The organism is Chryseobacterium viscerum, assembly GCF_025949665.1.
Classification (GTDB): Bacteria; Bacteroidota; Bacteroidia; order Flavobacteriales; family Weeksellaceae; genus Chryseobacterium; species Chryseobacterium viscerum_A.
This window is the reverse complement of sequence record NZ_JAPDFT010000002.1, coordinates 393271-419820: the sequence shown is the minus strand read 5'-3', so window position 1 is coordinate 419820 and position 26550 is coordinate 393271. Positions and strand designations below refer to the sequence as shown.

21 protein-coding genes are annotated in these 26550 nt (G+C 37.0%); 8 read left to right on the top strand and 13 right to left on the bottom strand.

Going from position 1 to position 26550, the window contains the following annotated elements; all coding sequences use genetic code 11:
• Positions 1–7: 7 nt before the first annotated feature.
• Together OL225_RS15985 and OL225_RS15980 are read right to left on the bottom strand one after the other, a co-directional pair.
• Positions 8–3067 (bottom strand): TAT-variant-translocated molybdopterin oxidoreductase, encoded by a 3060-nt coding sequence (locus OL225_RS15985; RefSeq protein WP_264518900.1) that lies wholly within the window; start codon positions 3065–3067, stop codon positions 8–10.
• Between the two features lie 23 nt (positions 3068–3090).
• A complete protein-coding gene (locus tag OL225_RS15980; protein WP_047376190.1) occupies positions 3091–4452 on the bottom strand; it encodes a c-type cytochrome in 1362 nt (453 codons plus the stop codon).
• Between the two features lie 184 nt (positions 4453–4636).
• Here OL225_RS15980 and OL225_RS15975 point away from each other — a divergent pair, with 184 nt between their 5' ends.
• The gene (locus OL225_RS15975; protein WP_047376192.1) at positions 4637–5194 is read left to right on the top strand and encodes an SPOR domain-containing protein; all 558 of its coding nucleotides are present in this window, start codon (positions 4637–4639) and stop codon (positions 5192–5194) included.
• Between the two features lie 55 nt (positions 5195–5249).
• Here OL225_RS15975 and OL225_RS15970 read toward each other — a convergent pair whose 3' ends face one another.
• The 6 genes from OL225_RS15970 to OL225_RS15945 form a co-directional block, all read right to left on the bottom strand.
• Positions 5250–6527, bottom strand: a complete 1278-nt coding sequence (locus OL225_RS15970; RefSeq protein WP_264518899.1) for a DUF6080 domain-containing protein — start codon at positions 6525–6527, stop codon at positions 5250–5252.
• Positions 6528–6602: 75 nt separating this feature from the next.
• Positions 6603–7466, bottom strand: a complete 864-nt coding sequence (locus OL225_RS15965; RefSeq protein WP_264518898.1) for a T9SS type A sorting domain-containing protein — start codon at positions 7464–7466, stop codon at positions 6603–6605.
• A gap of 82 nt (positions 7467–7548) precedes the next feature.
• Positions 7549–9090 carry a protein adenylyltransferase SelO gene (locus OL225_RS15960; protein WP_264518897.1) on the bottom strand — a complete coding sequence of 514 codons (1542 nt, stop codon included), beginning with the start codon at positions 9088–9090 and terminating at the stop codon, positions 7549–7551.
• Between the two features lie 75 nt (positions 9091–9165).
• On the bottom strand, positions 9166–11544 hold the full coding sequence (locus OL225_RS15955) for a transglycosylase domain-containing protein (RefSeq protein ID WP_047376197.1): 2379 nt from the start codon (positions 11542–11544) through the stop codon (positions 9166–9168).
• Positions 11545–11550: 6 nt separating this feature from the next.
• Positions 11551–12015 (bottom strand): gliding motility lipoprotein GldH, encoded by a 465-nt coding sequence (locus OL225_RS15950; protein WP_047376199.1) that lies wholly within the window; start codon positions 12013–12015, stop codon positions 11551–11553.
• Positions 12008–13393: a stage 0 sporulation family protein gene (locus tag OL225_RS15945; RefSeq protein WP_264518997.1), complete on the bottom strand. Its 1386-nt coding sequence runs from the start codon at positions 13391–13393 to the stop codon at positions 12008–12010. The genes OL225_RS15950 and OL225_RS15945 overlap by 8 nt, the downstream gene beginning before the upstream one ends.
• 441 nt (positions 13394–13834) lie before the next feature.
• Here OL225_RS15945 and OL225_RS15940 point away from each other — a divergent pair, with 441 nt between their 5' ends.
• From OL225_RS15940 to OL225_RS15920, 5 genes are all read left to right on the top strand, one after another.
• A complete protein-coding gene (locus tag OL225_RS15940; RefSeq protein ID WP_047376204.1) occupies positions 13835–15073 on the top strand; it encodes an OmpP1/FadL family transporter in 1239 nt (412 codons plus the stop codon).
• Positions 15074–15085: 12 nt separating this feature from the next.
• Positions 15086–16648, top strand: coding sequence for a G-D-S-L family lipolytic protein (locus OL225_RS15935; protein ID WP_264518896.1), 1563 nt, complete (start codon positions 15086–15088; stop codon positions 16646–16648).
• An 85-nt stretch (positions 16649–16733) separates the two neighbouring features.
• Positions 16734–17672 carry a ribose-phosphate pyrophosphokinase gene (locus OL225_RS15930; protein WP_047376208.1) on the top strand — a complete coding sequence of 313 codons (939 nt, stop codon included), beginning with the start codon at positions 16734–16736 and terminating at the stop codon, positions 17670–17672.
• A gap of 55 nt (positions 17673–17727) precedes the next feature.
• Positions 17728–18369: a 50S ribosomal protein L25/general stress protein Ctc gene (locus OL225_RS15925; RefSeq protein WP_142717310.1), complete on the top strand. Its 642-nt coding sequence runs from the start codon at positions 17728–17730 to the stop codon at positions 18367–18369.
• A 245-nt stretch (positions 18370–18614) separates the two neighbouring features.
• Positions 18615–19835 (top strand): aminotransferase class V-fold PLP-dependent enzyme, encoded by a 1221-nt coding sequence (locus tag OL225_RS15920; RefSeq protein WP_264518895.1) that lies wholly within the window; start codon positions 18615–18617, stop codon positions 19833–19835.
• Between the two features lie 50 nt (positions 19836–19885).
• Here OL225_RS15920 and OL225_RS15915 read toward each other — a convergent pair whose 3' ends face one another.
• Positions 19886–20011, bottom strand: a complete 126-nt coding sequence (locus OL225_RS15915; protein ID WP_047376214.1) for a hypothetical protein — start codon at positions 20009–20011, stop codon at positions 19886–19888.
• Between the two features lie 150 nt (positions 20012–20161).
• On the opposite strand from OL225_RS15915, the gene OL225_RS15910 reads away from it, so the two are divergent.
• A complete protein-coding gene (locus OL225_RS15910) occupies positions 20162–20983 on the top strand; it encodes a T9SS type A sorting domain-containing protein (protein ID WP_264518894.1) in 822 nt (273 codons plus the stop codon).
• Positions 20984–21066: 83 nt separating this feature from the next.
• On the opposite strand, the gene hemE is transcribed toward OL225_RS15910, so the two are convergent.
• Genes hemE through hemA form a run of 4 tightly spaced genes read right to left on the bottom strand, consistent with a single transcriptional unit; the run spans position 21067 to position 25056 of the window.
• Positions 21067–22098 carry a uroporphyrinogen decarboxylase gene (gene hemE / locus OL225_RS15905; protein ID WP_047376227.1) on the bottom strand — a complete coding sequence of 344 codons (1032 nt, stop codon included), beginning with the start codon at positions 22096–22098 and terminating at the stop codon, positions 21067–21069.
• A 47-nt stretch (positions 22099–22145) separates the two neighbouring features.
• Entirely contained in the window at positions 22146–22829 is a 684-nt protein-coding gene (locus OL225_RS15900) for a uroporphyrinogen-III synthase (RefSeq protein ID WP_264518893.1), read from the bottom strand.
• Positions 22830–22886: 57 nt separating this feature from the next.
• Complete coding sequence (gene hemC, locus OL225_RS15895; protein ID WP_047376231.1) at positions 22887–23795, bottom strand: hydroxymethylbilane synthase; 909 nt, start codon at positions 23793–23795, stop codon at positions 22887–22889.
• A complete protein-coding gene (gene hemA, locus OL225_RS15890) occupies positions 23782–25056 on the bottom strand; it encodes a glutamyl-tRNA reductase (protein ID WP_047376233.1) in 1275 nt (424 codons plus the stop codon). Before hemA ends, hemC begins: the two co-directional genes overlap by 14 nt.
• Before the next feature lie 455 nt (positions 25057–25511).
• Here hemA and OL225_RS15885 point away from each other — a divergent pair, with 455 nt between their 5' ends.
• Positions 25512–26537, top strand: coding sequence for a rod shape-determining protein (locus OL225_RS15885; RefSeq protein ID WP_045491741.1), 1026 nt, complete (start codon positions 25512–25514; stop codon positions 26535–26537).
• Positions 26538–26550: the final 13 nt, after the last annotated feature.

Sequence of the window (26550 nt, the reverse complement as noted above, 5' to 3'; positions counted from 1 at the left end):
TTAAACTTTATTTTTCTACTCTGTTTCTTACTTTAGTGTGATAGAACACGTTTGGTTTTGTTCCGATCTCCTCAAGTAAATAATATCTTCTGTTAGAAGCATATTGCTCTCTAATTGCAGAATCTTTATCATTCATATCTCCAAATGTCATTGCTCCCGTAGAACAAGCTTTAGAACAAGCAGTCTGGAATTCTCCATCCTTCACTTTTCTTCCCTCTTTCTTAGCCTCAAGAATAGTATTCTGAGTCATTTGGATACACATTGAACATTTCTCCATTACCCCTCTAGTTCTTACAACTACATCCGGGTTAAGTACCATTCTTCCTAAATCGTTGTTCATGTTGAAATCGAACTTGTCATTTAGGTTATAAGTAAACCAGTTGAAACGTCTTACTTTGTACGGACAGTTGTTTGCACAATATCTTGTACCGATACATCTGTTGTAAGCCATATGGTTTTGACCTTGCTTACCGTGTGAAGTAGCCGCTACCGGACATACAGTTTCACATGGAGCGTGGTTACAGTGCTGACACATTACAGGTTGGAAGATTACATCCGGGTTGTCTGCAGGGTGGTTTAATGCACCTCCGTCTCCGAATGCAGTACCATACAATTCAGGTACAGCCATTCCTTCTTTCAATCCTTCGTATACTTCTACTTTTTGTCTTGAAGAATAGTAACGGTCAATTCTTAACCAGTACATATCTCTAGACATTCTTACCTCTTCTTTTCCTACTACAGGAACGTTGTTCTCTGCCTGACAAGCAATAATACATGCTCCACAACCAGTACAAGAGTTCAAGTCGATAGATAAGTTGAAGTGAGGTCCATCCGTATCATCGAAAGCATCCCAAAGATCAATTTTTCTCGCTGGAAGTGCTCCGCTGATCGTGTGGTATTCCAAAGGCTTATTCCATCCTTTGTGCTCATCATCAAAAGCAACGTTAATGAATTCAGCTAAAGGAACTTCCTTCGCGATTTCATAACGGCCCATTAATGTGTTTTGAAGCTGGATCCCTGCAAATTCGTGATCTTCTCCTGTTTTCTCGATTTTAACACCTGAAAGAACAAGGTTAGAACCATCGAATAAAGGATAAGCATTTACACCAGTATCTGCAGTTGCTCCTGAGTTTTTCTTACCATAACCAAGCGCAAGACCTACAGATCCTTCAGCTTGTCCTGGCTGTACAAATACAGGAACGTTTTCTATTTTTACTCCGTTTACAGTAAGGTTTACAATAGAACCATCTAACTGCATTCTCGCGTTAAGATCGTTGTCAATTGCAAATTTCTCTGCATCTTTAGGAGAAATTGTAAGGTAGTTATCCCAAGACATTCTTGTAATTGGGTCAGGTAATTCTTGCAACCAAGGGTTGTTCGACTGAGTACCGTCTCCCATTGAAGTCTTAGTGTATAATACTAATTCTAATTCAGAAGCTTTGAAGTTTCCTAGTTCAGCAACAGCTTGCGCAGCGTTTCCGCCTCCATAAGATAAAGTTGCAGCGTTTGTAGAAGCGTTAATACCGTTGTACAATGCTTTGTTGAAAGAAGTACCACCTAAAAGTGAAGCAGAGCTTGCTTTTAAATAATCGTAGTAGTTGTTTGCTGCATTGTTTTTACCATTCTTCCAAACCAATAGAGATTCTTCAATCTGTCTTGATTTGTAGATTTTCTGGATAGTAGGCTGCATCAATGAATATACCCCTGTCTGTGGTTCGATATCTCCCCAAGATTCTAGCCAGTTAGCTACAGGAATTACAGCTTTCGCTGCTTTGTACATTTCATTTTTCTTATCTGCTACAGCAACTACATAAGGAACTTTTGATAAAGATTTTTTGAAATCTTCTCCTTTTGGATGAGAGTAGATAGGGTCTACGTTGTTTGTAACCAATACACCAACTTGTCCACCGTTTACCCATCCTAAGAATTCCTGGTATCTTGTACCGTTAAATTCTTTCAGTAAGTTTGCTTTACCTGTGAAAGCTACTGAACCTAATTTCTGGTTGATTAAGTGTGCTAAAACCTGTGCTCCTTTAGAACCGTCAGCAAAAACAACAGCTTTGCTGCCTTTTGCTTTCAATTCGTTAGCAATTTCAGTTGCAGTCTTATCAGAAGTACCACCTCCTACGATAGCATTGTAAACTTCAACTAATGTTTTGTTTACAGCACTTGGCTTTAATCTGTATCTTGAGTCAGCGTTAGCACCAGTTAATGACATGTTAGATTCCACTTGGATGTGTCTCAACATGCTTGCTCCCGGTTTTCTAGCTGCTGCATAAGAAGTTTCTAAGCTTGAAGCGTTATAGTCTCCTAAGAAATCAGCCTGGAATGAAACTACCAATTCAGAACCTTTAAGGTCATAAACAGGCAATGCTCTTTGTCCGAATACTTCCTGAGCTGCATCTAATCCTGCAGAATAAGGGAAAGCATCATAAGTTACTAATTCAGCTGTAGGATATTTAGCTTTAAATTCAGCGAATAACTTTTTGAAAGTTGGTGAAGCAAAAGAGTGTGATAAAACAACAATCTTTTTGCCAGACGCTTTAGCTTCTTCTAAACCTTTAATCACGAAACTGTCTACTTTATCGAAAGTTTCATCTTTACCATCTAGTTTAGGCTGCTTTACTTTATCATTATCATAAAGAGAAAGTACACTTGCCTGAGCTCTTGCGTTAGTTTTACCTAAATCACCACCAGCTGGGTTTGGTTCAATTTTGATTGGTCTACCTTCACGGGTTTTTACTAAAACACTAGCAAAGTCGAAACCGTCAAAATATGTTGAAGCGTAATAATTAGGGACTCCCGGAATAATATCATGCGGCTTTACCACATAAGGAATCGTTTTGATTACCGGAGCTTCGCAGGCAGCTAATGTAACTGCTGCTGTAGAGAATCCTAATAATTTCAGGAAATCTCTTCTTGAAGTACTTGATCCGTTTTTCTCAGCATCTCCAAGGAAATCTTCTACCGGAATTTCTTCCTGAAACTCTTTCTGAGCCAGCTTATTATTCAAAGCTGGATCTTTAAGTTCATGAATACTTCTGAATTGTATTTTGTTTGAAGCCATTTATACTTCTAATTTTTTAGTTATTAATAATGACATTTACCACACTCAAGACCTCCAATTGCATCTACAGTGATCTTACCTCCATCTTGAGGATATTGTTTTTTCAACTTGTCATGTAGATTTTTGAAGTACTCTTTATTATAACCGTTGTTCATATCAACTTCAGTCGTTCTGTGGCACTCGATACACCATCCCATAGTAAAGTCGTTAGCCATTTGAACAACATTCATTGTATCAATTTTACCATGACAAGCTTTACATACAACATCAATTTTGTTGTTAGGATTCTTTTTGTTGAAAGAATTGATGATTGCTTGTTCTCCAGCAATTACGTGCTGAGAGTGGTTGAAGTAAACGAAATCTGGCATATTGTGGATTCTTGTCCATTCAACCGGTTGTGTTTTTCCTGTATACTGTTGTTTTGCAGGATCCCAACCTGTTGCAGCGTAGATCTTCTGGATTTCTCCATCATAGAATGCCTTATCTTTTCCTGGCTCCATGTAGTGATCTGCGTTGTATTCAGAAATTGTTCTGTGACAGTTCATACAAACGTTCATAGAAGGAATTTCAGATACTTTTCCGTATTTAGCACTAGAGTGACATAGCTGACAGTCAATTTTTTGCTCTCCAGCGTGAATTTTGTGAGAGAAGTAGATAGGCTGCTCAGGTTTGTACCCTTTGTAAACCCCAATCCACATCAACCAGTTCCATACTCCATAGGCCGCTAGGATAGCAAGGATTGCTAATAAACCTTTACCAATGTAGTGGAACTTCTCATACATTTCACTGAAAGAACGAACTCTTGTTTCGTTAAGTCCAGCTAAATCTTCAGATTGACCCAGTTTTACCAATTGTCTCAGTTTTACCAAGATCCAAACCAATAAACCTGCGATCGCTAAAAGTGAAATGATAACAACGTTTGTAGTAGTTTTGTCTGCAGGTGCTGCAGTTGCTCCCGCTGTAGCAGTTGCTTTATCATCTGCCTTTGGCGGCTCCGGAGCCGGAGGATTAGTAGTGAAAGCTAAAATGTCGTCAATATCCTTATCTGTAAGATTTGGAAAGACCTGCATTTCAGTCTTGTTAAACTTTTCAAAAATCTCATTGGCGTATTTATCCCCAGAAGCTCTCAGAGCTTTGTTGTCTTTGATCCACTTGTGAAGCCAATCTTTGTCTACACCACCTTCTGTCTTTACTCGTTCTACAACCCCCTTTAATGGTGGTCCAACAACTTGTTTGTCCAGCGCGTGACATGCAGTACAATTCGCTTTGAAAAGTTTCTCTCCGTTTTTAGGATCGCCGTCTTGCCCGTAAAATGAAGCACTGGTTGATAGCAATAAGCCTATCGCGATCAACGTTTTTTTATAATGCTTTCTCCAACTAATCATTTAAATTATCTTATGTTAGTAAATTATTGAACATTCAATCAATTCGGCAAAAATAATATTTTTAACAGGAATTTAACGGTATATCGAAAAGGGAAAATATCATTTACGTTTAATTTGTATTGATTCTAAATAACCTGTTTGGTATAGTTTTTTAATTTGTATAAATTTGCGAAAACAAGTTTAAATGAAAAATTTGATTAAAATATTTTCAATATTATCACTATTTGGTTTTTATAGTATTGAAGCCCAGCAAGTTGTTAAAAAAGATACCCTTTCGGGTACGGAGCTTGTTATGACAATGGATTCCAAAATAAATGCAGCTTTGGAAGGAATTGAAGGAAAATGTGCTAAAGTTACTCCTGCAAATTCTTCTAAAGATTCCGGTTCTAACGATATTGGAGTTTCTACAGGGATAAATACAAAACCTCCGAGAATCTTTGTGCCGAACCGAGAACTTACGAATGCTGAAATTTGTAAGAAAAATCCTAGAATTTTAGGTTTTAAGATTCAGATTACAACGGTGAAAAGTAATGAGGAAGCCAATGAAGTAAAGTCTTATTTCAGAAAAAGATTCCCTAACCTTAAAGTGGAAACAGATGCCTCTTTAAGACCTAATTATAAGATTTTAGCAGGAAGTTATTTCACAAAACAAAGTGCAGCGAGTGATCTTTCGAGAATCAGAGAATATTTCAAATCTGCAGTAGCAGTACAGTACAGAATTTTCTGTGCAGAAGCAAAATAGAATTGACTCATTTCAACATAAAAAACAAAAAGCTGAGAATTTTTCTCAGCTTTTTTTATTGATAATAAGTTTCCATAAACCAGAAAAATTCAGTCATTCGAAACAGGTTGTTAGCCAGTAGATATACAAATAGTAAGATCACTGTTAATGTTAAGATTGACATCATTTTAGGGGATGACCTGTAGGCGTAAAAAAGCCATCCTAAAAGAATTGGGTATACGAAAACAAAATGTCCTCCGTAGATAGAAGAAGTATGAAGTCCAAACCTCATTACACAATGAATAACAATGTCAACGAAAAAAGAAATGGCAATAACCTGAACCCATTTGTTTCTGAAATTTTTAAAATAACTCCACATTATCAGGATCAGTAATATAGCTGTAAAAAAGTAAGGAAAAGCAGATGAATAAAGGTCCATATAAAGCCCTTTAAAGTCAAATCCTTTCATATTATGTTTATCCGAAATAATAAATCCAGGGAAAAGAATATTACCCCCGAAAAAGAAGGAGAGAATCATGTCCCAGGTGGGCATTGATTCTACATTAGAGAATTTTTCGTACTGTTGGTTGGTTTTGGAAAAGATATTCTGATATTTAAAATCAATTCTGTTCAAATACAGCAGTACAAAACAAATGACTGCAACTGCAACTCTAAACACTACATTTCCGAATTTTTTCCAATCTCTGAAAATATTTTTTTCAAAAAGAAGGGGAACAAAAACTTTTACAAAATTGGTAATAGTAAGTCCGCCAATAGTAATTCCTGCGAGCGAAAGGGCAATAGCGGGTATTTTTTCTTCCTTTCTGAGTTTTATTGCTGCATAATAATTGTATAATGAGAGTAAAAACAGCGTGTAGGTGAAATTTTCCGGAGTAAAGGATAATATGATATTGGTTGAAAAAATTCCAAAAAACAAGACAATTAAAGTACTTAACCAGAGAGGAAGGCATATAATATTCTTTAAATATTTAAAAACCTGAACAATGTTTAAGCTGATGATAATATTGCTAAGCCAAGCCAGTGTAAGTCTGAAGTTAGCGTCCATTTTTCCACCTGAAATCAATAATGAAAATTCTCTTACCCAGTTGAAAAAATAATAGGATAGAGGATGTCTTTCAAAACTTCCCCCTGTCATAAGGATAGATTTGTTATCAAAACTGAAATAAGCATCCCATGGAATTCTGCTGTCAAATATAATCCTGTAATGAAGGGCAATATATGAACCTAAAATGCCATAACAGATTATAAAAAACAGAAAAACTGCCAGTTCGGTATAAGTGGAAGGAAAAATCAGTTTAAAGAAATTGATGATTTTTGTTTTGATAAAAGACACGTGTCGGATTTTTTGCAAAAGTAAAATAAAAAAACCACCAAAGTTGGTGGTTGTGTAAAGATTGTATAAACGTTGTTATTGTTTGATTACTTTTTCTGTGGTAGACGTTCCGTCTGCGAAGTCTATTTTTAACAGATAAGTTCCTTTTGGAAGCATAATAATATCTGTATTTCCGGAATCGTTCGTCTTAAGGGTCTTACCCGACATATCAATAACGGATGTTGATTTGATTTTTTTATCAGTCTTAATATTTACCTCTCCTTTTGATGGATTAGGATAAACGGAAAGATTGTTATTCTTTGTTTTTGAAATCTCATTGGTGCCAAGAGTTCCGTTAGCAATAACCTGTACATCATCAATTGAAACTGCATCAGCATCATTTGCAATATACTGGAATCTTACTTTTACGTTTGCTTGTCCTATATATGTGCTAAGGCTTTTCTGTACGGTAACTGTGTTATAAAAATCAGTATCTATATTACCGTCACCATCATCAGTAAAACCAGGTTCGCTGTCTTCATTCCAAAGAGTAGTCCAGCTGGATCCTCCGTCTGTTGAGATCTGTGCAAGAAGGTTGCCCTTGTTCAGGCTTATCATATAACCCCAGCCAACTTTTACCTTGAAGCTGAAAGTTGGACTTGCAGCTCCTACTAAGCTGAATGAAGGGCTCACAAGATTTGCTGTGTTGGCTCCTGAAATCCAATCAATAGTGGCGGAATTAGTTCCGGCAATTGTAAACCTCGTTTTTAGCTCAATAGATGATGCTGAAGTTCCGGAAAAAACAGAACTGGTTAAATCCCATGCTCTTGATGCGTTTGTATTAGACTTGGTCCATCCTGTTGGAGGAAATGTAGCCCCTTCGAAACTTTCCGAAAGTAAGGTCTGTGCGTTGCTGTAAAAGCATGATGCCAATGCTAAAGAAAGTACAATTTTTTTCATGTTAAAGATTTTTCTAAATGTAGTAAAAATATTTAATATGATAATCATTTACTAATAAAGTATCTGTTTGGTTGTTAATTTATTACGAACTGCATGAAAGTGTAGAACATCCTGCAGTATCATCATAGCCGGATGGTCTTTTAACAGAGAACTCAGAGTATACTTCCTGATATGGATTTTCAAGGGCTTTAGTAAGCTTCTCTAACATTTCTTTTTTGCCGTTGCTGATTTCTTCAATGCATTCATAAAGAAGATAATTTCTAAGAATGAATTTTGGGTTTGCTTTTTCCATCATGGCCAATGAAGTCTCTCTTGGAATAGAATTTAACTCTAATCTTGCATTATAATTCTTGATGAAGCTGTTGAGCTTTGTCAGCATTTGTTCATTTAACATGATATAGGAAACCTCTTTAAAATGTTGTTTTATATCGGTGTCCGGAGTTATTTTCTCCAGTTGACTGAAAAACAGGGTGTAGTCTAGCTGAAGTTCCTGCATTAATCCCTGCCAGTTGGTGAAAAAATCTTCATCTTCTTTTTGAAGCTGATCAAACCCGAATTTTTTACACAGCATTTGATCATGGGCCTCCCAGAAATAAGTTCCAAAATTATTTAAGGTATCTTCTAAAAACTTTTCATCTTTAATTAGGGGGTGAAGTGCATTAGCGAGCTGCCAAAGGTTCCATTGGGCAATCTGTCCCTGTTTTCCGAAGGCGTATCTTCTTCCCGGAAGGTCTGTGGTATTAGGGGTGAAATTCAAATCATATTCATCCATCATGGAGTAAGGTCCATAATCAATAGTTAATCCCAGAACAGACATGTTGTCTGTATTCATAACTCCATGTACAAATCCTACTCTGAACCATTCCACCATTAAGTTAGCGGTACGGGTACAGATATTTTCAAAAAAGTCTTTGTATTTCTGATTGTCTGATGATGTGATTTCCGGATAATAGTTTTCAATAGTAAAATCAGCCAGTTCCTGTAGTGTATTGTATTCTCTTTGGGCAGACATCAGTTCAAAATGTCCGAACCGTAAAAAACTTTCAGCAGTTCTGATAACCACTGCGCCTTTTTCAAGTTGAGGATTTCCACTGTACATAATATCACGCATTACATCTTCGCCCGTAAAAGCCAGGCTGAGTGCTCTTGTTGTAGGAACTCCTAAATGATGCATTGCCTCGCTCATCAGATATTCCCGTACAGAAGATCTTAATACGGCTCTTCCATCGGCATGTCTGGAATATGGGGTTGCTCCGGCACCTTTCCATTGAATTTCTGTTTTTTTTCCTGCTTCATTTGTGATTTCACCGGCAAGTATTGCTCTCCCGTCTCCGAGCTGTCCTGCCCAGTTTCCAAACTGATGCCCTGCATAAGCGGTAGCGTAGGTTTGAACATTTTCCGGAAGGTTATTTCCAACCAGAAAGTCCAGATCTTTATCTTCAAATTTTCCTAATCCTATTTCTTTGGAAAGAACTTCATTAAAAGCAATCAGTTCAGGTTTATCAAAGCCGGCAGGTTTGATGGTGGCAAATAAAACTTTTGGAGTGTTTCTCTGCATAGAGTTATTTGAAAAATCACCTGGAAAATGCTCTATAAAGGGTTGTCTGATACGTTCGATATTCATACTTCAAAGGTATTAATTATAAAAGAAAAGACCTTCCAAATTATTGAAAGGTCTTGTGTATTTCTAAAAGAGAATTTATTTATTAAAATCTACTTCATCATTAGAGTGAAGATTTTCATTGATGTTGTCCTCTTTCTTTTCTGTAGGTTTTTTAGGAGCAGGATCTACCGGTCTTGGATTTTTGATCTCATCGATGGTCTGAAGACTTCCGTCATCACCATATCCCCCGCTTAAGCCTTTAAGGTTTGAACAGCCGTCTTTCCAATCGGAAGGTTTCACAAATTTATCATCAGGAGTAACTCCTAAACTCTTATCTGCCCAGACTTTCTTCATGAAAATTGCCCATATTGGCAATGCCATTTTTGCCCCTTGACCTTCACCGGTTCCAAAGAAGTGGGTTGCTCTGTCTTCCCATCCAACCCATGCTCCGGTTGCTAATTTTGGCGTGATTCCCATAAACCATCCGTCGGAGTTGTTCTGAGTTGTTCCCGTTTTGGCTGCAATTTCTACTGCTTTTGAGATTCCTCTTCTTCCTAATTCTCCGGAAGCGGTTCCATACTGTGCCACACCTTTCATCAATTCAATCATGGTGTAGGCGTACATTGGGTTCATGACCTCTTTTGGTTCTACATTTACTTCCTTGATTACTCTACCGTTGGCATCTTCAATTCTCCAGATCATTTCCGGCTTATTGTGATTACCATAATTGGCAAAAGTACTATAAGCACCTAACATCTCATAAATAGTAATGTCTGATGAACCTAAAGCAATTGTATTGTTTCTCGGGATATCTTCTGTTACTCCAAGATCTCTTGCAGTCTGGATTACAGCATCTACTCCTGTCATTTCAATTAATCTTGCCGCAACAGGGTTTTGAGAGTGTGCTAATGCATCTTTTAAAGTAAGCATTCCTCCTCTTCCCGGTACATGCCATCCGTTATGATCATAAGTTCCGTTAGAAACAGCTGAACAAGGAGTCATTCCCAGTTTCATGATCGCAGTGGCATACACGAAAGGTTTGAATGTAGATCCTACCTGTCTCTTACCTTGCTTAATGTGGTCATACTGGAAGTGCTGCCAGTCGATACCACCTACCCAAGCTTTGATCTCTCCGGTTCCCGGAACCATAGACATTAGTCCTGCCTGTGCAATTTGTTTGTGGTACCTGATAGAATCCCAAGGAGACATTTCAACTTCTTCTTCTCCGTTCCATGTGAATCTTGAAGTTTTGATAGGTTTTTTGAATTCCATCATAATGGAGTCTTCTGGCATTCCGTCAGCTTTTAACAGCTTGTATCGTCCGGTTCTTTTCATGGCCTGAAGCATCACATCTTTGATCTGTTTGTCATTAAGATAGTAGAAAGGTCTGTTCTTTCTTCCTCTTTGTTCTGCATCAAATCTTTTCTGAAGGTCCGTTAAGTGTTCTTTGATTGCTTCTTCTGCATACTTCTGCATTTTAGAATCAAGAGTAACATATATTTTTAACCCGTCTTTATAGAGGTTAAGTTTTTTACCGGTTTCTTTTTCATGAGTTTCAAGATACTTGTCGATCTCTTTTCTCAGATAGAATTTGTAATAAGCCGAATACCCGTCAGTAATACTTTTAATAGGGTGGAAGTCTACTTCAATAGGAGTGTTGGCCGCTTTTTCATAGGTGGCGGCATCAATATATCCTGTTTTCTGCATCTGATCCAATACAACATTCCTTCTTTCTTTTGCCTTTTCAGGGTATCTGTAAGGATTGTTTTTTCTTGGGTTTTCAAGCATTGCTACAAATGTTGCAGCTTCAGGTAATGTAAGTTCCGAAGTTTTTTTGTTAAAATAAACTCTGGAAGCCATTTCAATCCCGTTAGCATTGAAAAGGAAATCAAATTTGTTGAAATAAAGAGTAACAATCTCTTCTTTGGTATATCTTTTCTCAAGGCTTACCGCTACTACCCATTCTTTTAATTTCTGGAATGCTCTTTCAATTTTATTTTGAGAAGCATTTCCTGTAAAAAGAAGTTTTGCCAGCTGCTGGGTAATTGTAGAACCCCCACCACGGCCACCACCATAGGCTACGGCTCTGGCAATAGAATATAAGTCGATTCCTGAATGTTCTTTAAAACGTTCATCTTCCTTAGCTTGAAGGGCATAGATCAGGTAAGGAGGAAGATCCTTATAAACGATAGGCTGTGTTTTTTCCTTTTCGAATTTACCCAGCATAACTCCGTCTGAAGAAATGATTTCTGAAGCGACAAAGATATCAGGGTTTTCAAGTTCTTTTACATCAGGCATTTCCCCAAGGAATCCTTGAGAAACCGCAAAGAAAAGTCCCGAAATACCCAAAACTACCGCAACAAGTCCAATCCAAATAAATGAGACCCATTTTTTCCAGGAGGTATCTTTCTTTTTTTTAGGAGGCAGAGGAAATGTTTTCCCCTTATTTCCTGCATTTTTTTTGTTTTCTTCCATTTATGGTTACGGTTTAGCCGTTTCTATTTTTACCCCAATATCCTCAATTCCTGAAAGGTTGTCATTTCTCATCGCCTGGGTCAGACTGATTTCATATTTTCCCTTTCCCGGAAACTGATAATTCAATTTATACTGAAACAAAGTTTCCTTTGTGTCACCAAACCCTGTACCAAGCCATTCTCCATTGGGTTTTGCCAGTACATAATTCAAGGTGTCAGTTTCCTTTTTTTTGTTCTGGAGATTGGTGAAATTTACAATAAATCTTATATTGCTGTAGGGATAACTATTGTTGTTTCTTACGACAAATATAATATTTTTAGGATTCTGCGGATCTGAAATTTCAAGATTAAATTTTTGCTCATTTTTCTTATTCCATTTGTTGTCAACGGAATTCATGATGACATCTCCTCCTGAGGAAGAGTTACAGCTAAAGAAAAGGATAAGGGAAAATAATCCTAAAATTTTACGCATTATTATCTTTTTTTGGAGGATATTTCTTTTTAAATTTCTTCTTGTTCGGGTTGTTTTGTGGCTTCTTGTCAGCATCAGAATTACCCTCTACTTTTTCCACAGGTGCTTTTTGCTGCGGGTGTTGTTTTTGAGGTCTGGGCTGATTTCCAGATTGAGCATTAGGATTTTCTGGTTTTTCAGATCTTTCCGGTCTGTCTTGTCTCTCCGGTCTGGTTCTTTTTTGTCCTTGTTGCCCCTGTTGGTTATGATTTTGCCTGTTTTGGTTGTTTTTGTTCCTGTTTCCTCTGTTTTTCTTTTCAAAACGATCCACGCTGTTTTCCTGGATCAAATCAATATTTTGAGCAGAAGCTTCCGGCTGTTTCAAGTCTTCCAGAGGAAGTGTTTTTTCTCCTCTTTTATTTTTTGAAATCAGTTTTTTCACCAGATCTATATCGAAATCATACCATGCAATGGAGCTGTCTACATAGGCAAACCACATTTTCTTTTTGAAAACATCAATTTTGATACAAAATGCTTTCCCTTTTTCTGTTTCTAAAGTAGTTGAAGAAGAAGGAAAATTGCTTAAAGCATCCAAATAACTGTCAAGCTCATAGTTAAGACAGCACTTAAGCTTGCCACATTGTCCGGCTAGTTTTTGAGGATTAATGCTCAATTGCTGATATCTTGCCACATTGGTATTTACAGATCTGAAATCCGTAAGCCACGTAGAACAGCAAAGTTCACGTCCACAAGAACCAATTCCGCCTACTTTTGCAGCTTCCTGTCTGAAACCGATCTGTTTCATATCGATTTTGGTACGGAATGCTCCGGCGTAATCTTTAATTAACTGTCTGAAATCCACTCGGTTTTCAGCGGTGTAATAAAAGGTGATCTTTGAAGAGTCACCCTGGTATTCCACATCAGTAACTTTCATTTCAAGGCCTATTCTCTGAGCAATTTTTCTTGCTTCAAGTTTTACACCATCTTCTTTTTTTCTTGCTTCCTGCCATACCTCAAGATCTTTTTGGTTGGCCTGTCTGTATATTTTGAGTGCCAATTCTTCAGAAAACTTTTTCTTTTTCATCTGAATCTTTACTAATTCTCCCGTAAGGCTTACAACGCCTACATCGTGTCCCGGACTTGATTCTACTGTAATTACGCTACCAATATGTAAAGGAATATTATTTACATTCTTATAAAACGATTTCCTGTCATTTTTAAATCTAACTTCTACAAAATCACACCTGTTAGGCGCTGGATTGTTGATGTCAGATAGCCAGTCAAAAACACTTAATTTATAACTATTCCCGCAGGTATTTACACTTTCACAGCCATTTGCGGTTTTCTTAGGGCCGCAAGAATGTGCAGAATCGCCGGATGTTTTACATCCACAACTCATATTATTATTATTATTTATAATCTGCAAATTTATGTATTTTTATCTTTATGCAATTCTAAAATACTTAAATAACCTGAATTCGGAACAAAACATTAATGTTTTTTAAGCAAGAATGAAAGCTGGAGACTTATGGAGGCTTATTATAAAGGAAATAATTGAATAGGAGATTTTTTAACTTTAACATTTATTATCATTTGATTCCTTTTTCTGAATTGCAGAGGTAAGATAACTTAGAAGTTAAACAACTGTTTAATGTTAAACACTGAAACAGTGATTGTTTTAAAATGTTCTTAAATGTTTAATAATGAAAATTTTGGCTTTTGTTTAATTGAAGGTATTATTTTAAACATAGTTTTCTTTTGATATATTGTTTAAAATATTAGGAAATATTAACAGACGTATTCAAAATAATTTTATATTTGGCTTATATAATAATAGTCTATGAAAAAAATATTAGTATCAACTGCTTTATTGGCGGGAGTTCTATCTTACGCAGGAGGCTTCAGAGTTTCCCTGCAAGGGGTAAAACAATTGGCAATGGCGCATACTAGTGCTCATGCCGAAGATGCGAGTGTGACATTCTTTAACCCTGCGGGTATGTCATTTATCCCTTCCAAACTGAGTGTAGTGGCAGGAGGGTTTGGTGCAAGTAATAAAGTTACTTTTCAAAACTTCAATACTTTACAAAGTGCAGAAACAGATAACCCAATAGGGACTCCTTTCTATGCGGCGATTACTTATAGACCAATAGAGAAACTTACCGTAGGTCTTAGTGTTACAACACCTTTTGGAAGTACAATAAAATGGCCTGAAAACTGGGAGGGTAAAGAATTGGTTCAGAAAATGGAATTGAAAAGTTTCTATTTCCAGCCAATGGTCTCTGTAAAACTGGCTCCTTGGGTGTCTTTTGGTGCTAGCTATATCTACGCAAGAGGGAAAGTAGATTGGGACAAAGCGGTGACGCAATTCGACGGGAAAGTTAATATTAATGATGACAATGCAACCGGACACGGATATGGATTCGGTTTCTATTTCAGACCTGATCCGAAATTAGACGTGAGTATTGCCTACCGTTCAGCAATAGATATGAAAGCTAAAAAAGGAACGGCTACATTCCAGTTTCCATCACAATCTGTTTATACACAGCTGAAACTGAATGCAGCAGGGCAAGATGGTTTCTCAGCAGTTCTTCCATTGGTTGAAGAGTATACAATTGGTTTAACCTATAAAGTGACACCGAAATGGCAGGTTTCTGCAGACTTTAACTACCACGGATGGGAAAGATATAGCAAGCTTACTTTAGATTTCGACAATGCTCCTATTGGAAACAATCCGTCGGATGCTACTATTCTTACCAATCCTAAGAACTTCAAAAACTCCAAAACTTTCAGATTGGGAACTCAGTATGCGTTCACTAATATGATCTATGGACGTTTGGGAGCTTATTATGATGAAGCACCTTATACTACGGATAACTTTATCCCGGAAACCCCTTCATATGATACTTATGTAGTGACAGGTGGGGTGGGCTTCAAGCTGAAACAATTCGGAATTGATGTTGCCGGAGGATATGCAATGCCTCAGTACAGAAAGGTAAACAATGTTAATATAGGGCTTAACGGACAGTCAAAAGCAACAGCTTTCTACTTTGGTCTAGGTTTCTCTTATAATCCATTTTAATTTTAGAAGACTATGAAAAAAATTATAATATCGACAATTGCAGTTTCTGCACTTCTTTTTACAGTAACAAGCTGTAATACGGATTTCGATACGGATGTGAAAGATATCCCGGTAACAAAAGGAGACGCAGACTTTTCAAAATATATATCGTTAGGAAACTCCCTTACTTCAGGATATCGTGATGGGGCGCTGTACAGCAGCGGTCAAAATGAATCTTATCCAAGCATGATTGCCGCACAGATGAAACTTGCAGGCGGCGGAGACTTTAAACAGCCATTAATGCCTAATGATGTGGGTGGTTTCAATAATCTGCCTGGTTTCCCTGGAAAATTAACTCTTCAGGTTGTTAACGGATCTTTGACTCCTGTGCCAAGTGGGGCAGCAGCAGCACTGGATGTATTATCCGGTGGTGGTACTTATAATAATATGGGGGTACCTGGTGCAAAGTCATTCCATTTAGTAGCTCCTGGATACGGTAGTCAAGCAGGTCTTGCAACCGGTACTGCCAATCCTTATTTTGTAAGGTTTGCTTCCTCTGCTACAACAAGTGTGCTGGCAGATGCTATGACTCAGAAAGCTACGTTCTTCTCTCTTTGGATAGGAAATAATGATGTATTGTCATATGCTACCAACGGAGGAACAAATTCTCAGACTGTAGGAGGAGTTACAACATATTCAATTGCTACAGTTCAGACAGGAAATACAAATCCTGCAACTTATAAATCAAATGATATCTCCGATCCTGCACTTTTGGCTGGGTCTATTAAGGCAGTTTTAGATGGTCTTAAAAGTGTAGGAACAACAAAAGGTGTTATTGCCAATATTCCATCTGTTACTTCAGTGCCTTTCTTTACTACGGTACCTTACAATCCTTTGACACCTGAACTTTTAGGCTCGAATTTAACCACTCTTAATACAAGTCTATACGGTCCTTTGAAGCAGGCGCTTACCGCTTTTGGAGCTGGAGATAGAATTAATTTACTTTCTGCAACTGGACCAAACCCGGTTTTAATTAAAGATGTAGCTTTAACAGATTTATCCGCTCAGCTTACAGCAGCACTTACTCCTTCTTTAGGATTGCCTATGGCTACTGCTTTTGGACAAATCTTTGGTCAGGCAAGACAGGCAACGGCAGATGATTATATTTTGCTTACTACAAGTTCTGTGATTGGAAGCACTGCTGCAGGTGTTCCTGCTCCGGTAAATATTTATGGAATTTCTTATCCGTTACAAAACCAACATGTGTTAACAAAAACAGAAGCCGGCTATGTGAAAACCGCAACAACGGCATATAATGCTTCTATAAAAGGGCTTGCTGATTCTTATGGCCTTGCCTTTGTCGATGCAAACGCTAAGATGCTTGAGCTGAATTCACAGTCAGGAATCATATTTGACGGAGTAAAATATACTGCGCAATTTGTAAGAGGAGGTGCTTTCTCTCTGGATGGAGTTCACCTGACAGGACGCGGATATGGTGTTGTTGCTAATGAATTTATTAAGTCTATTAATGCAAAATACAAGTCTACACTTCCACAGGTAGATCCGAACAAATATTCAGGAGTTAAATTCCCTTAATAATTGATAAAATAAAAACTTAGAAACCACAGGAGTAAATCTTGTGGTTTTTTTTTAAATTTGCAAAATCTTTTAAAAAGTAAAAATGGCCGATCAGTTAAGTTATCTATTTTGTACAAGAACCAGCAGGGACTTGGCAGAGAAAATTGCCCAGAATTATGGGAAAGAATTAGGAAAAATCAACTTTCAGGAGTTCAGCGACGGGGAATTTGAGCCTGTTTTGGATGAGTCTGTAAGAGGAGGAAGAGTTTTCCTGATTGGATCTACATTCCCTCCTGCAGACAATCTTTTGGAACTTCTTCTAATGATTGATGCAGCAAAAAGAGCTTCTGCAAAGAGCATTACCGTTGTAATTCCTTACTTCGGACTTGCCAGACAGGACAGAAAAGACAAACCAAGAGCGCCGATCGGTGCTAAATTAGTTGCAAACCTTCTTACAGCAGCAGGAGCAACAAGAGTAATGACAATGGATCTTCACGCGGATCAGATTCAAGGATTCTTCGAAATTCCGGTAGATCATTTATATGCTTCCAGTATTTTCGTAGATTATATCAGATCTTTAAATCTTGATAGTCTTACTATTGCTTCTCCGGATATGGGAGGTGCGAAAAGAGCTAAAAACTATGCAGGTCACTTAGGTGCTGAAGTAGTAATTGCTTATAAGGAAAGAAAAAAAGCGAATGTTGTAGAAGAAATGTTCCTTATCGGTGATGTTACAGGTAAAAACGTTATCCTTATTGATGATATGATTGATACTGCAGGGACGCTTTGCAAAGCTGCAGATATCCTGATTGAAAAAGGAGCGAAAACAGTAAGAGCTATGGCAACTCACGGAGTACTTTCAGGAAAGGCTTACGAGAATATTGAGAACTCAAAATTGTTGGAAGTTATTGTAACTGACTCAATTCCTGTTAAAAATAATTTGTCATCTAAAATAAAAGTGCTATCTTGCGCCCCGTTATTTGCAGATGTTATGACCATGGTTCATGAGCATAAATCAATTAGCAGTAAGTTTGTTATTTAATTGATTTTAAATAAGTTGCAAATCAAATAAGAATAATTTTTTAAATTTATTATAAATGAAATCTATTACAATTCAAGGTACAAAAAGAGAAAACGTGGGCAAAAAGTCTACAAAAGCTTTACGTGATGCTGAATTAGTTCCTTGTGTTGTTTATGGAGGTGAAGCACCTTTAAACTTCTCTGCTGAAGAGAAAGCTTTTAAAGGATTAGTATACACTCCTGAAGCACACACGGTATCTATTGAGGTTGACGGAAAAACAATTCCAGCTGTTCTTCAGGACATTCAGTTTCACCCAATCACTGACAAAATTCTTCACATTGACTTCTATCAGCTATCTGACGATAAGCCAGTAGTTATGGAGGTTCCTGTAAGAATTACTGGACGTTCAAAAGGTGTTGTAGCTGGTGGTGTTTTACGTCAGTCTTTCAGAAAGCTAAAAGTAAAAGCTATTCCTGCTAACTTGCCAGACGAGATCGTTGTAGATGTTACTCCATTAAGAATTGGTAACAAACTTTACATCGGAGGTATCAAAACAGAAGGATATTCTTTCATGCACCCGGACAATGCAGTAGTAGTTGCTGTTAAGATGTCTAGAAATGCAATGAAAGGAGGTGCAGCAGCAATGGATGATGAAGATGAAGAAGAAGTTGCAACTGAAGAAGGAGCAGCTCCAGCAGAAGAAACTGCAGCAGAATAAGAATTGCTTATTTAAACAATATAAGACCCGTCATTTTTTGACGGGTTTTTTTGTAGGATGTCAGAAAAATAAGAGGATTTATAAATGATCTTTATTTCATCATTTATTGGCTTTTCCACTATATACCATTGAATATTTCTATCAACTGACAACTATCAGCTCTCAGCCTCATGCTTCCTTTCGGAAAAAAAGCCGTAAATTTGAAGTGTTCTAAATAAGAACGTCTTAATTTAAAAAATAAATAAATGTTTGACATTCAGGAAATAAGAAGCCAGTTTTCTATATTGGACAGAGAAGTGAATGGTAAACCATTGGTTTACCTGGATAATGCAGCTACATCTCAAAAGCCAAATTCGGTTTTGGAAGTCTGTCACGCATATTATACAGAACTTAATGCCAACGTTCACAGAGGAATTCATACCCTAAGCCAGCTGGCAACGGAAGAAATGGAGCTTTCAAGAAGAAAGATTCAGAAATTCATTAATGCTGAGCACGATTTTGAAGTGATTTTTACAAAAGGAACCACAGAAGGGTTGAACCTTATCGCTTATATTTTAACACAGAAACTGCAGAAAGATGATGAGATCATCATTTCATATCTGGAGCATCATTCTAATATTGTTCCGTGGCAGATGCTTTGCGAAAGAACAGGAGCAAAACTTCGAGTGATTCCAATTGATGAAAACGGAATTCTTCAGATGGACCATTTTGATCAGTTTTTAAGTGAAAAAACAAAGGTTGTTTCTGTAAACCAGGTTTCTAATGCGTTAGGAATTGTGAATCCTATTGAAGAGATTATAGCCAAAACAAGAAAGAATACTGATGCTTACATTGTAATAGACGGTGCTCAGTCTGCTCCGCATTTCAATATTGATGTTCAGAAACTGGATTGTGATTTCTTTGTATTCTCAGGTCATAAAATGTATGCTCCGATGGGAACAGGCATTTTATATGGGAAACGTGAAATACTGGAAGCTTTGCCACCATTCCATGGAGGAGGGGAGATGATTGCAACATGTTCTTTCGAAGGAACTACTTATGCAGGTCTTCCATTTAAATATGAAGCAGGAACACCCAATGTAGGTGGAAATATTGCTTTAGGGGCAGCTGTTGATTTCATGAATAAAGTAGGTCATGCCAATATTCAGAATCATGAAAATGCGTTGCTGGAGTATGCTCAAAGACAGCTTTTGGAAATAGAAGGGATTAAAATTTATGGTGAAAAAGCAAACAGAACCGGCGTTGTTTCCTTTAATCTGGAAGGAGTGGGGATTGCTTCTGACGTAGGAATGATCCTTGACAAAATGGGAATTGCTGTAAGAACAGGACATCACTGTACACAACCAATCATGAACTTCTTTAATATTGCAGGAACAGTAAGAGCAAGCTTTGCCGTTTACAATACTTTTGAGGAAATTGATATTCTGGTAGAAGGAGTGAAGAAAGCACAACGGATGTTGAGCTAATTAATTCTTTATCATATAAACTAAAAGCAGCTGTTGAGCTGCTTTTTTTATTATTCCCATGGAATGCAATAACACCGGCCGTCAATAATAACCTGATAATATCCAATAGCGCACTCAAGGCAGATTTCTCCTCCTGCCATAATGCTTTTCATTTTTTCTTTGTTTAGTTTTTTCATATGAAATGATTTTTGGTTAAATATAAAGATATAAATTATAGATAGAAATTCTGATTCTTTTTAAAATTTATGTAATGTATTGATTTTATGTATAATTATATTTTGTGAAATATAATTCGTTAATTTTATACAAACAACAAATATTTTATTATGAAAAAACTATTTATTCTATTTTTATCCATTTATGGAATATGTCATGCACAAGTTTTTTCTGAAAACTTCAACGGTAATATTTTGCCAACCGGATGGACGGTAGAAAATCCGGATACGTCTTATAACTGGGGTGTGGGTACACAGAACGGTTTTGCGGGCTTTCCTGATGGGGCGGCTTTTTTTGATGATGATAATGCAGGACCAACCGGAATTAATACGAATGCCAGGCTGGTTTCTCCTGTGGTTAATCTTACGGGGGTTGCGAGCCCAAAACTTTCGTTTAATTATGCCAATATGATTTATAATCTGGATTCTACTTTAAAAGTTGAAGTTTTCAATGGCACTTCCTGGATTCAGGTTTTTACCTTTTCAGGCGAAGCCGGAGTTTGGAATATTGATTTAAATACCCTGTCATACGTATTAATCGCGTATGCGACAGCATCCAATATAGATTTGGCGCCATATGCCAACGCTGCTTTTAAGCTCAGGTTTGTTTATGATGACGTCGGAGATTATTCTTTCGGTGTTATCGTAGACAATGTGACGATAACAGGTGGGGTTTTGGCAACCTCAGAGGCTTTACATGCTGATCATATAAATGTATACCCAAACCCGGTAAGAGACAATATTCATATTAAACTGGGCTCTCAAAGTAAGCTTGAAAAAGTCAGCGTTGTTGATATATCAGGGAAACTTGTTAAAATCTTTGATAAGGAATCCGATGCATATGATTTATCAGATATACCTAAAGGGACTTATATTATCATGATCACAAATAATAAAAAAGAAGTTCTGAAGAAGAAGATTATCAAGAAATAGTTAGAATCAAATAGTAAACTTAGCCATAAAAAAACCTTATAGAATATCCTATAAGGTTTTGTATATTTTCAAAAGAAATAATCTTATAAATTCGGTTTCCAGTCAACGACTGCTCTGATGAATGCCTCAGCGTTTTCAACAGGAACGTTTGGTAGAATTCCGTGGCCTAAGTTGGCGATATATCTGTCTTTTCCGAAACGGTTGATCATTTCATTCACCATCTTCTTAATCGTTTCAGGCGTTGAGTGAAGTCTTGCAGGATCAAAGTTCCCCTGTAGAGTCATTGTATGGTTTGTCAGTGTTCTTGCAAACTCCGGCTTAATAGTCCAGTCTACACCAAGAGCAGAAGCTTTAGACATAGTCATATCTTCCAATGCAAACCAGCATCCTTTTCCAAATACCACCACATGAGTAAGCGGACTTAGTGCCTCAACAATCTGGTTGATATACTGCCATGAGAATTCCTGATAATCTGTAGGAGAAAGCATTCCTCCCCATGAATCAAAAACCTGTACTGCAGAAACTCCTTTTTCTACTTTTCTCTTTAAATAAGCAATCGTAGTATCTGTAATTTTTTGCAGTAATAAATGAGCAGCTTCAGGCTGTTGGAAACAGAAAGATTTTGCAATATCAAACGCCTTACTTCCTTTTCCTTCCACACAATAACAAAGGATAGTCCATGGAGAACCTGCAAAACCGATCAATGGAATGTCATTGTCCAGTTTCTGAAGAGTAAGTTCAATAGCATCAAAAACGTAGCCTAAAGTATCATTCACGTCCGGAGTTTCAATATTTTGAACCTGTTCCATTGTTCTGATAGGAGTATCTAACCATGGTCCAACAGATTCTTTCATTTTGAAGTCAATCCCCATTGCCTGTGGAACTACCAGGATATCAGAAAACAGAATCGCTGCATCTAGAGGAAATCTGCGGATAGGCTGTAGAGTAATCTCAGCCGCAAGTTCAGGGGTCTGACATCTTGTAAAGAAATCATACTGATCTCTCAAGGCAATGAATTCCGGCAGATATCTTCCAGCCTGCCTCATCATCCAGACAGGAGGTCTTTCAACGGTTTCTCCGCGAAGTGCTTTTAAATATAGGTCGTTTTTTATCATAATCTATTTAAACTAATATTACCGTCAATATTTTGGTAACAAATATTCTAATTTCTACTTCTGATTTCTCTTCTTATCAGTTCAAAAATCGAAGTCAGTGTATTTTCTTCAGAAGTAAAAATTTCTTCCTGCGTATAATTTCTCAACTCACCGGAAGTAGTTTCGCCAATTGAAAATATCTTCATGCCTTCCAGAGAATTTCGCCTTGCAAAACTACGAACTCCGCTCGGACTAAAAAATACTGCAGCATGATATTTTTCATTTATTAAAGGATGAGTTTCCTCAGTGTTATATATCGTAACTTTTTTGTACTTAATATTTTGTAAGGGAAGTTCCTTATCCAGAACGTTGATGGCAAGGTTGCCGCAGAAATGAAGAAATTGCTCATGCTGGCATTTTCCGATAATGAATTGGGAAAGAGTATCAGCATTTTTCAAAACCTTAAATGTTCCGAAGCCGTGTTTTCTTAATTCTCTCTTCGTTTTTTCACCAACACAATAGATCTTATTATAATTCCTGGCTGTAAAATCCTCATTAGGTTTAAATCTGTTTTTAAAAAATGAAATGACTCCATTTGCACTTGTAAAAATCAATGAGTAATTTTTCAGATCAAAAGGACTGATCATAATAGGTTTGGTCTTAATTACCTCAACACAGTCGGCCAAAATATCCTCTCCTAATTCTTTGGATATAATCGTCTGGTCTATATTTTTGGTAAATAAGATTTTCATGTCTGTAAAATTAAGAAGATGAAAAAGATGAGCAGAAAGAATTTATAATCTGAAATATCAGATCTGGCTTTTGATTTCTGCCATTAATTCTTTTCCTCCGTTTTCAAGAACAACTTTTGCAAACTTTTCTCCAAAATTTTCTGTCGGAGTATATACAAAGTTTTCATCCACAGCAATGCAGTTTTTTCCATCCAAAGAACAAAGTGCTGCCTTGAAGCGGATCTGATCCCCGATGATTTCTGCAAAAGCTCCGATAGGGGCAGTGCAGCCTCCTTCCAAAGTACTTAAGAAATTTCTTTCAATTTCTACACAGATTTGGGTTGGATTGTGGTTGATCTGACGTACAATCTCGTTGATTTCAGGTTTGTCAGTATGTCCTGCTACGGAAATTACTCCTTGTGATGGAGCAGAAATCATTAATGGAAGCATTTCGTAATCGATTTCCATTTTCATTCTTTTGATTCCGGCCAAAGATAGAATGGTCGCATCAAAATTTCCGTCTTCCAGTTTTTGAAGTCTGGTTTGAATATTTCCACGGATATCCGAAAAATCAGTAGTCGGATAATTTCTCAGCCAGAAAGCTCTTCTTCTTAAGCTGCTGGTAGCCAGTTTAAGCTCATGGAATTCTTTATTCCTTGCAGATTCTTTTCTGATCAGGATGTCCTGCGGGTAATCTCTTTCAAGATAAGCGATCATCTCAATGTTTTGAGGCAATTGAGTAGGAACGTCTTTTAAAGAATGTACAGCAATATCAATTTCGTCATTCAATAAGGCAATATCAAGGTCTCTTGTGAAAACCCCGGTGATTCCTAAAGAATATAAAGGTTGATTGAGATTCTTATCGCCAGAAGAAACGATAGGAACAATCTCCGTTAAATAATTGTTGTTTTGAAGGTGCCTTGCAACCTCTCTTGCCTGCCAAAGTGCAAGTGCGGAATTTCTCGTTCCGATTCTAATGCTTTTCATTGAATTCGTTGTTTGGTTGTTCAACTAATATTTCGTGCATTAATTTACTAATTTCTTCGGCTTTTAAAGGGTTATCGATGATATATTTTGCAAAACGGTTGGTGATTTTCTGGATCATTTTATCAGAAAGTTCCATGTCCGTGATGTTTATGTATTTATTTTTTTTATAAAAATTATGCATTTCATTGCGTTCCATGTTCTTTAAAACGGCTTTGAAATGGTGGATATTCGGTGCAAGCTTTCTCTTTTTCTCCCATTCAATAAAGTCTTTCATCAGTTCCTTGATGATTTTTTCAGCTTTCGGGATTTCTCTTTCACGCTGTTGAATCGTTTCCTGGATCTGTTTTGAAAGCTCATCTACATCAATCAATGTTACGTTCTCATTTTCGGTAACATTCTTTTCGACGTTATGCGGAATAGAAAGATCAATGACCAGTGTTTCTTTTCCGTTCGGGAAATGAGACTGGTTGACAATAGGATGTTTGGCTCCTGTTGCCACAATAAGAATATCGGTGTTTTTTAATTCCTTGTCAAAATCAGAATAATCAACATGAGGAATATTATATTTCTGGGAAATCTTTTCAGCTTTCTCCTGAGTTCTGTTGGCAATTTTAATTTTCGGCTGAAAGACGTGCTTTACAAGATTTTCAACAGTGTTCTGTCCAATCTCACCTACTCCCAAAAGAAGAATGTTCTTTTCGGCAATTCTTTTCTGGCTGTTTAAAATATAATGAACCGCTGCATAGGAAACAGAAGCTGCACCATTGGAGATGCCGGTTTCGTTTTTTATTCTTTTCGAGATTTGAATAGCTGCATTGATAGCTCTTTCAAGATAAGGATTAGAATTTTGTCTCTCTTTTTTGAAACGGCTGTATGCTTTTTTGATCTGTCCGATAATTTCAAAATCTCCGATAATCTGACTTTCAAGTCCCGCTGCAACTCTGAAAAGATGGATCAGAGCTTCTTCCTTGGTGAGAATATTGGCAAACTGAAGAAAATCCGTAAGATGTACTCCAATGGTTTTGCAATATTCTTCAGCAACTAAAAGGTAATTGGGAGAAGTAGTATAAATTTCGGTCCTGTTACAGGTGGAAACCACAAATGCATCTCCAAGATCTTCCTGGTGGACTCTGGAAACAAAGTTTTTGATGTTTTCATCAAAGAATGCAAACTTTCCTCTCGTTTCTACGTCGGCTTTCTCGTAACTTATAGAAAGCACGGCAAAATTTGACGTTCGATGAATGTTGGAATACTGTAACATAAGCAGTCGCAAATTTACGCTTTTTTTAATTAATCACTCTCAGATAGTGTATATGATAATTATCGTAAAAAACTATAAGGTAGTTAAAGATGAAGGGGCAGAGTGATAAAAAGTGAATTTACTTCTACTAGGGGGAGTTTCTTAAGTTTTACTATTAATTATTTTTATTAATTGATTTTTTAAGAAGTAAATAAAAATTTTTAAATGTAAGGCTGGGCTGCTTAAAAGCCCGTTTGTCTCTTCTGTCTCTGCTTTTTCATCCTTCCGTGATTTCGCTTTTTCACCCTTTTAACAACCCATTAATTTTAGTTTAACTCAAAGTCTGTAAATATCTAAACTCAAAGTTAATAAAGAATTATAAATTTTAATAAAATTTTAACCAAATTAAGTTGATGGGAAATTTCTTTAGTAGTCTTAAATTTATATCTTTGTAATCTTAAAATCAGAAGAAAAATATGAGTTTATTTGATATGTTTACGCAAGAAATTGCGATAGACCTGGGAACGGCTAATACCCTTATTATCCATAATAATAAAATTGTTATAGATCAACCGTCAATTGTTGCAATTGAACGTTCTACGGGTAAACCCATTGCTGTAGGGGAACAGGCTAAGCATATGCAAGGTAAAACTCACGAGGATATCAAGACTATCCGTCCTTTGAAAGATGGTGTTATTGCTGACTTCCATGCTTCTGAACACATGATCAAGGAATTTATCAAAAAAATTCCCGGAATCAAAGGTAAATTCATTCAACCGGCATTACGAATTGTAATCTGTATCCCTTCTGGTATCACTGAAGTTGAAAAAAGAGCTGTAAGAGACTCTGCTCAAAAAGTAAATGCAAAAGAAGTAAGATTGATCTATGAACCAATGGCAGCAGCAATTGGGGTAGGGATAGACGTACAGAAGCCTGAAGGAAATATGATCATCGATATAGGTGGAGGTACTACAGAAATTGCTGTAGTGGCTTTAGGAGGTATCGTATGCGATAAATCTGTGAAAATTGCAGGAGATGTATTTACTAATGATATTGCTTATTACTTAAGAACTCACCATAACCTTTATATCGGAGAAAGAACTGCTGAAAGAATCAAAATTGAAGTAGGTTCTGCAGTAGAAGATCTTGATGTAGACATCGAGGATATCCCGGTACAGGGAAGAGACCTTATTACAGGTAAACCTAAAGAAATTATGGTTGGATACAAAGAGATTGCAAGAGCATTAGACAAATCGATCATCAGAATCGAGGATGCTGTAATGGAAACTCTTTCTCTTACACCACCGGAACTTGCAGCTGATATTTACAAAACAGGTATTTATCTTGCCGGAGGAGGAGCGTTATTAAGAGGTCTTGCGGACAGGATCCACAAAAAGACAGGTCTTCCTGTATTCGTTGCGGAAGATCCGTTGAGAGCTGTAGTTCGCGGAACAGGTATTGCCCTTAAGAATATGGATAAGTTCAATTTCTTAATTAAATAATTTTAACTTTTTA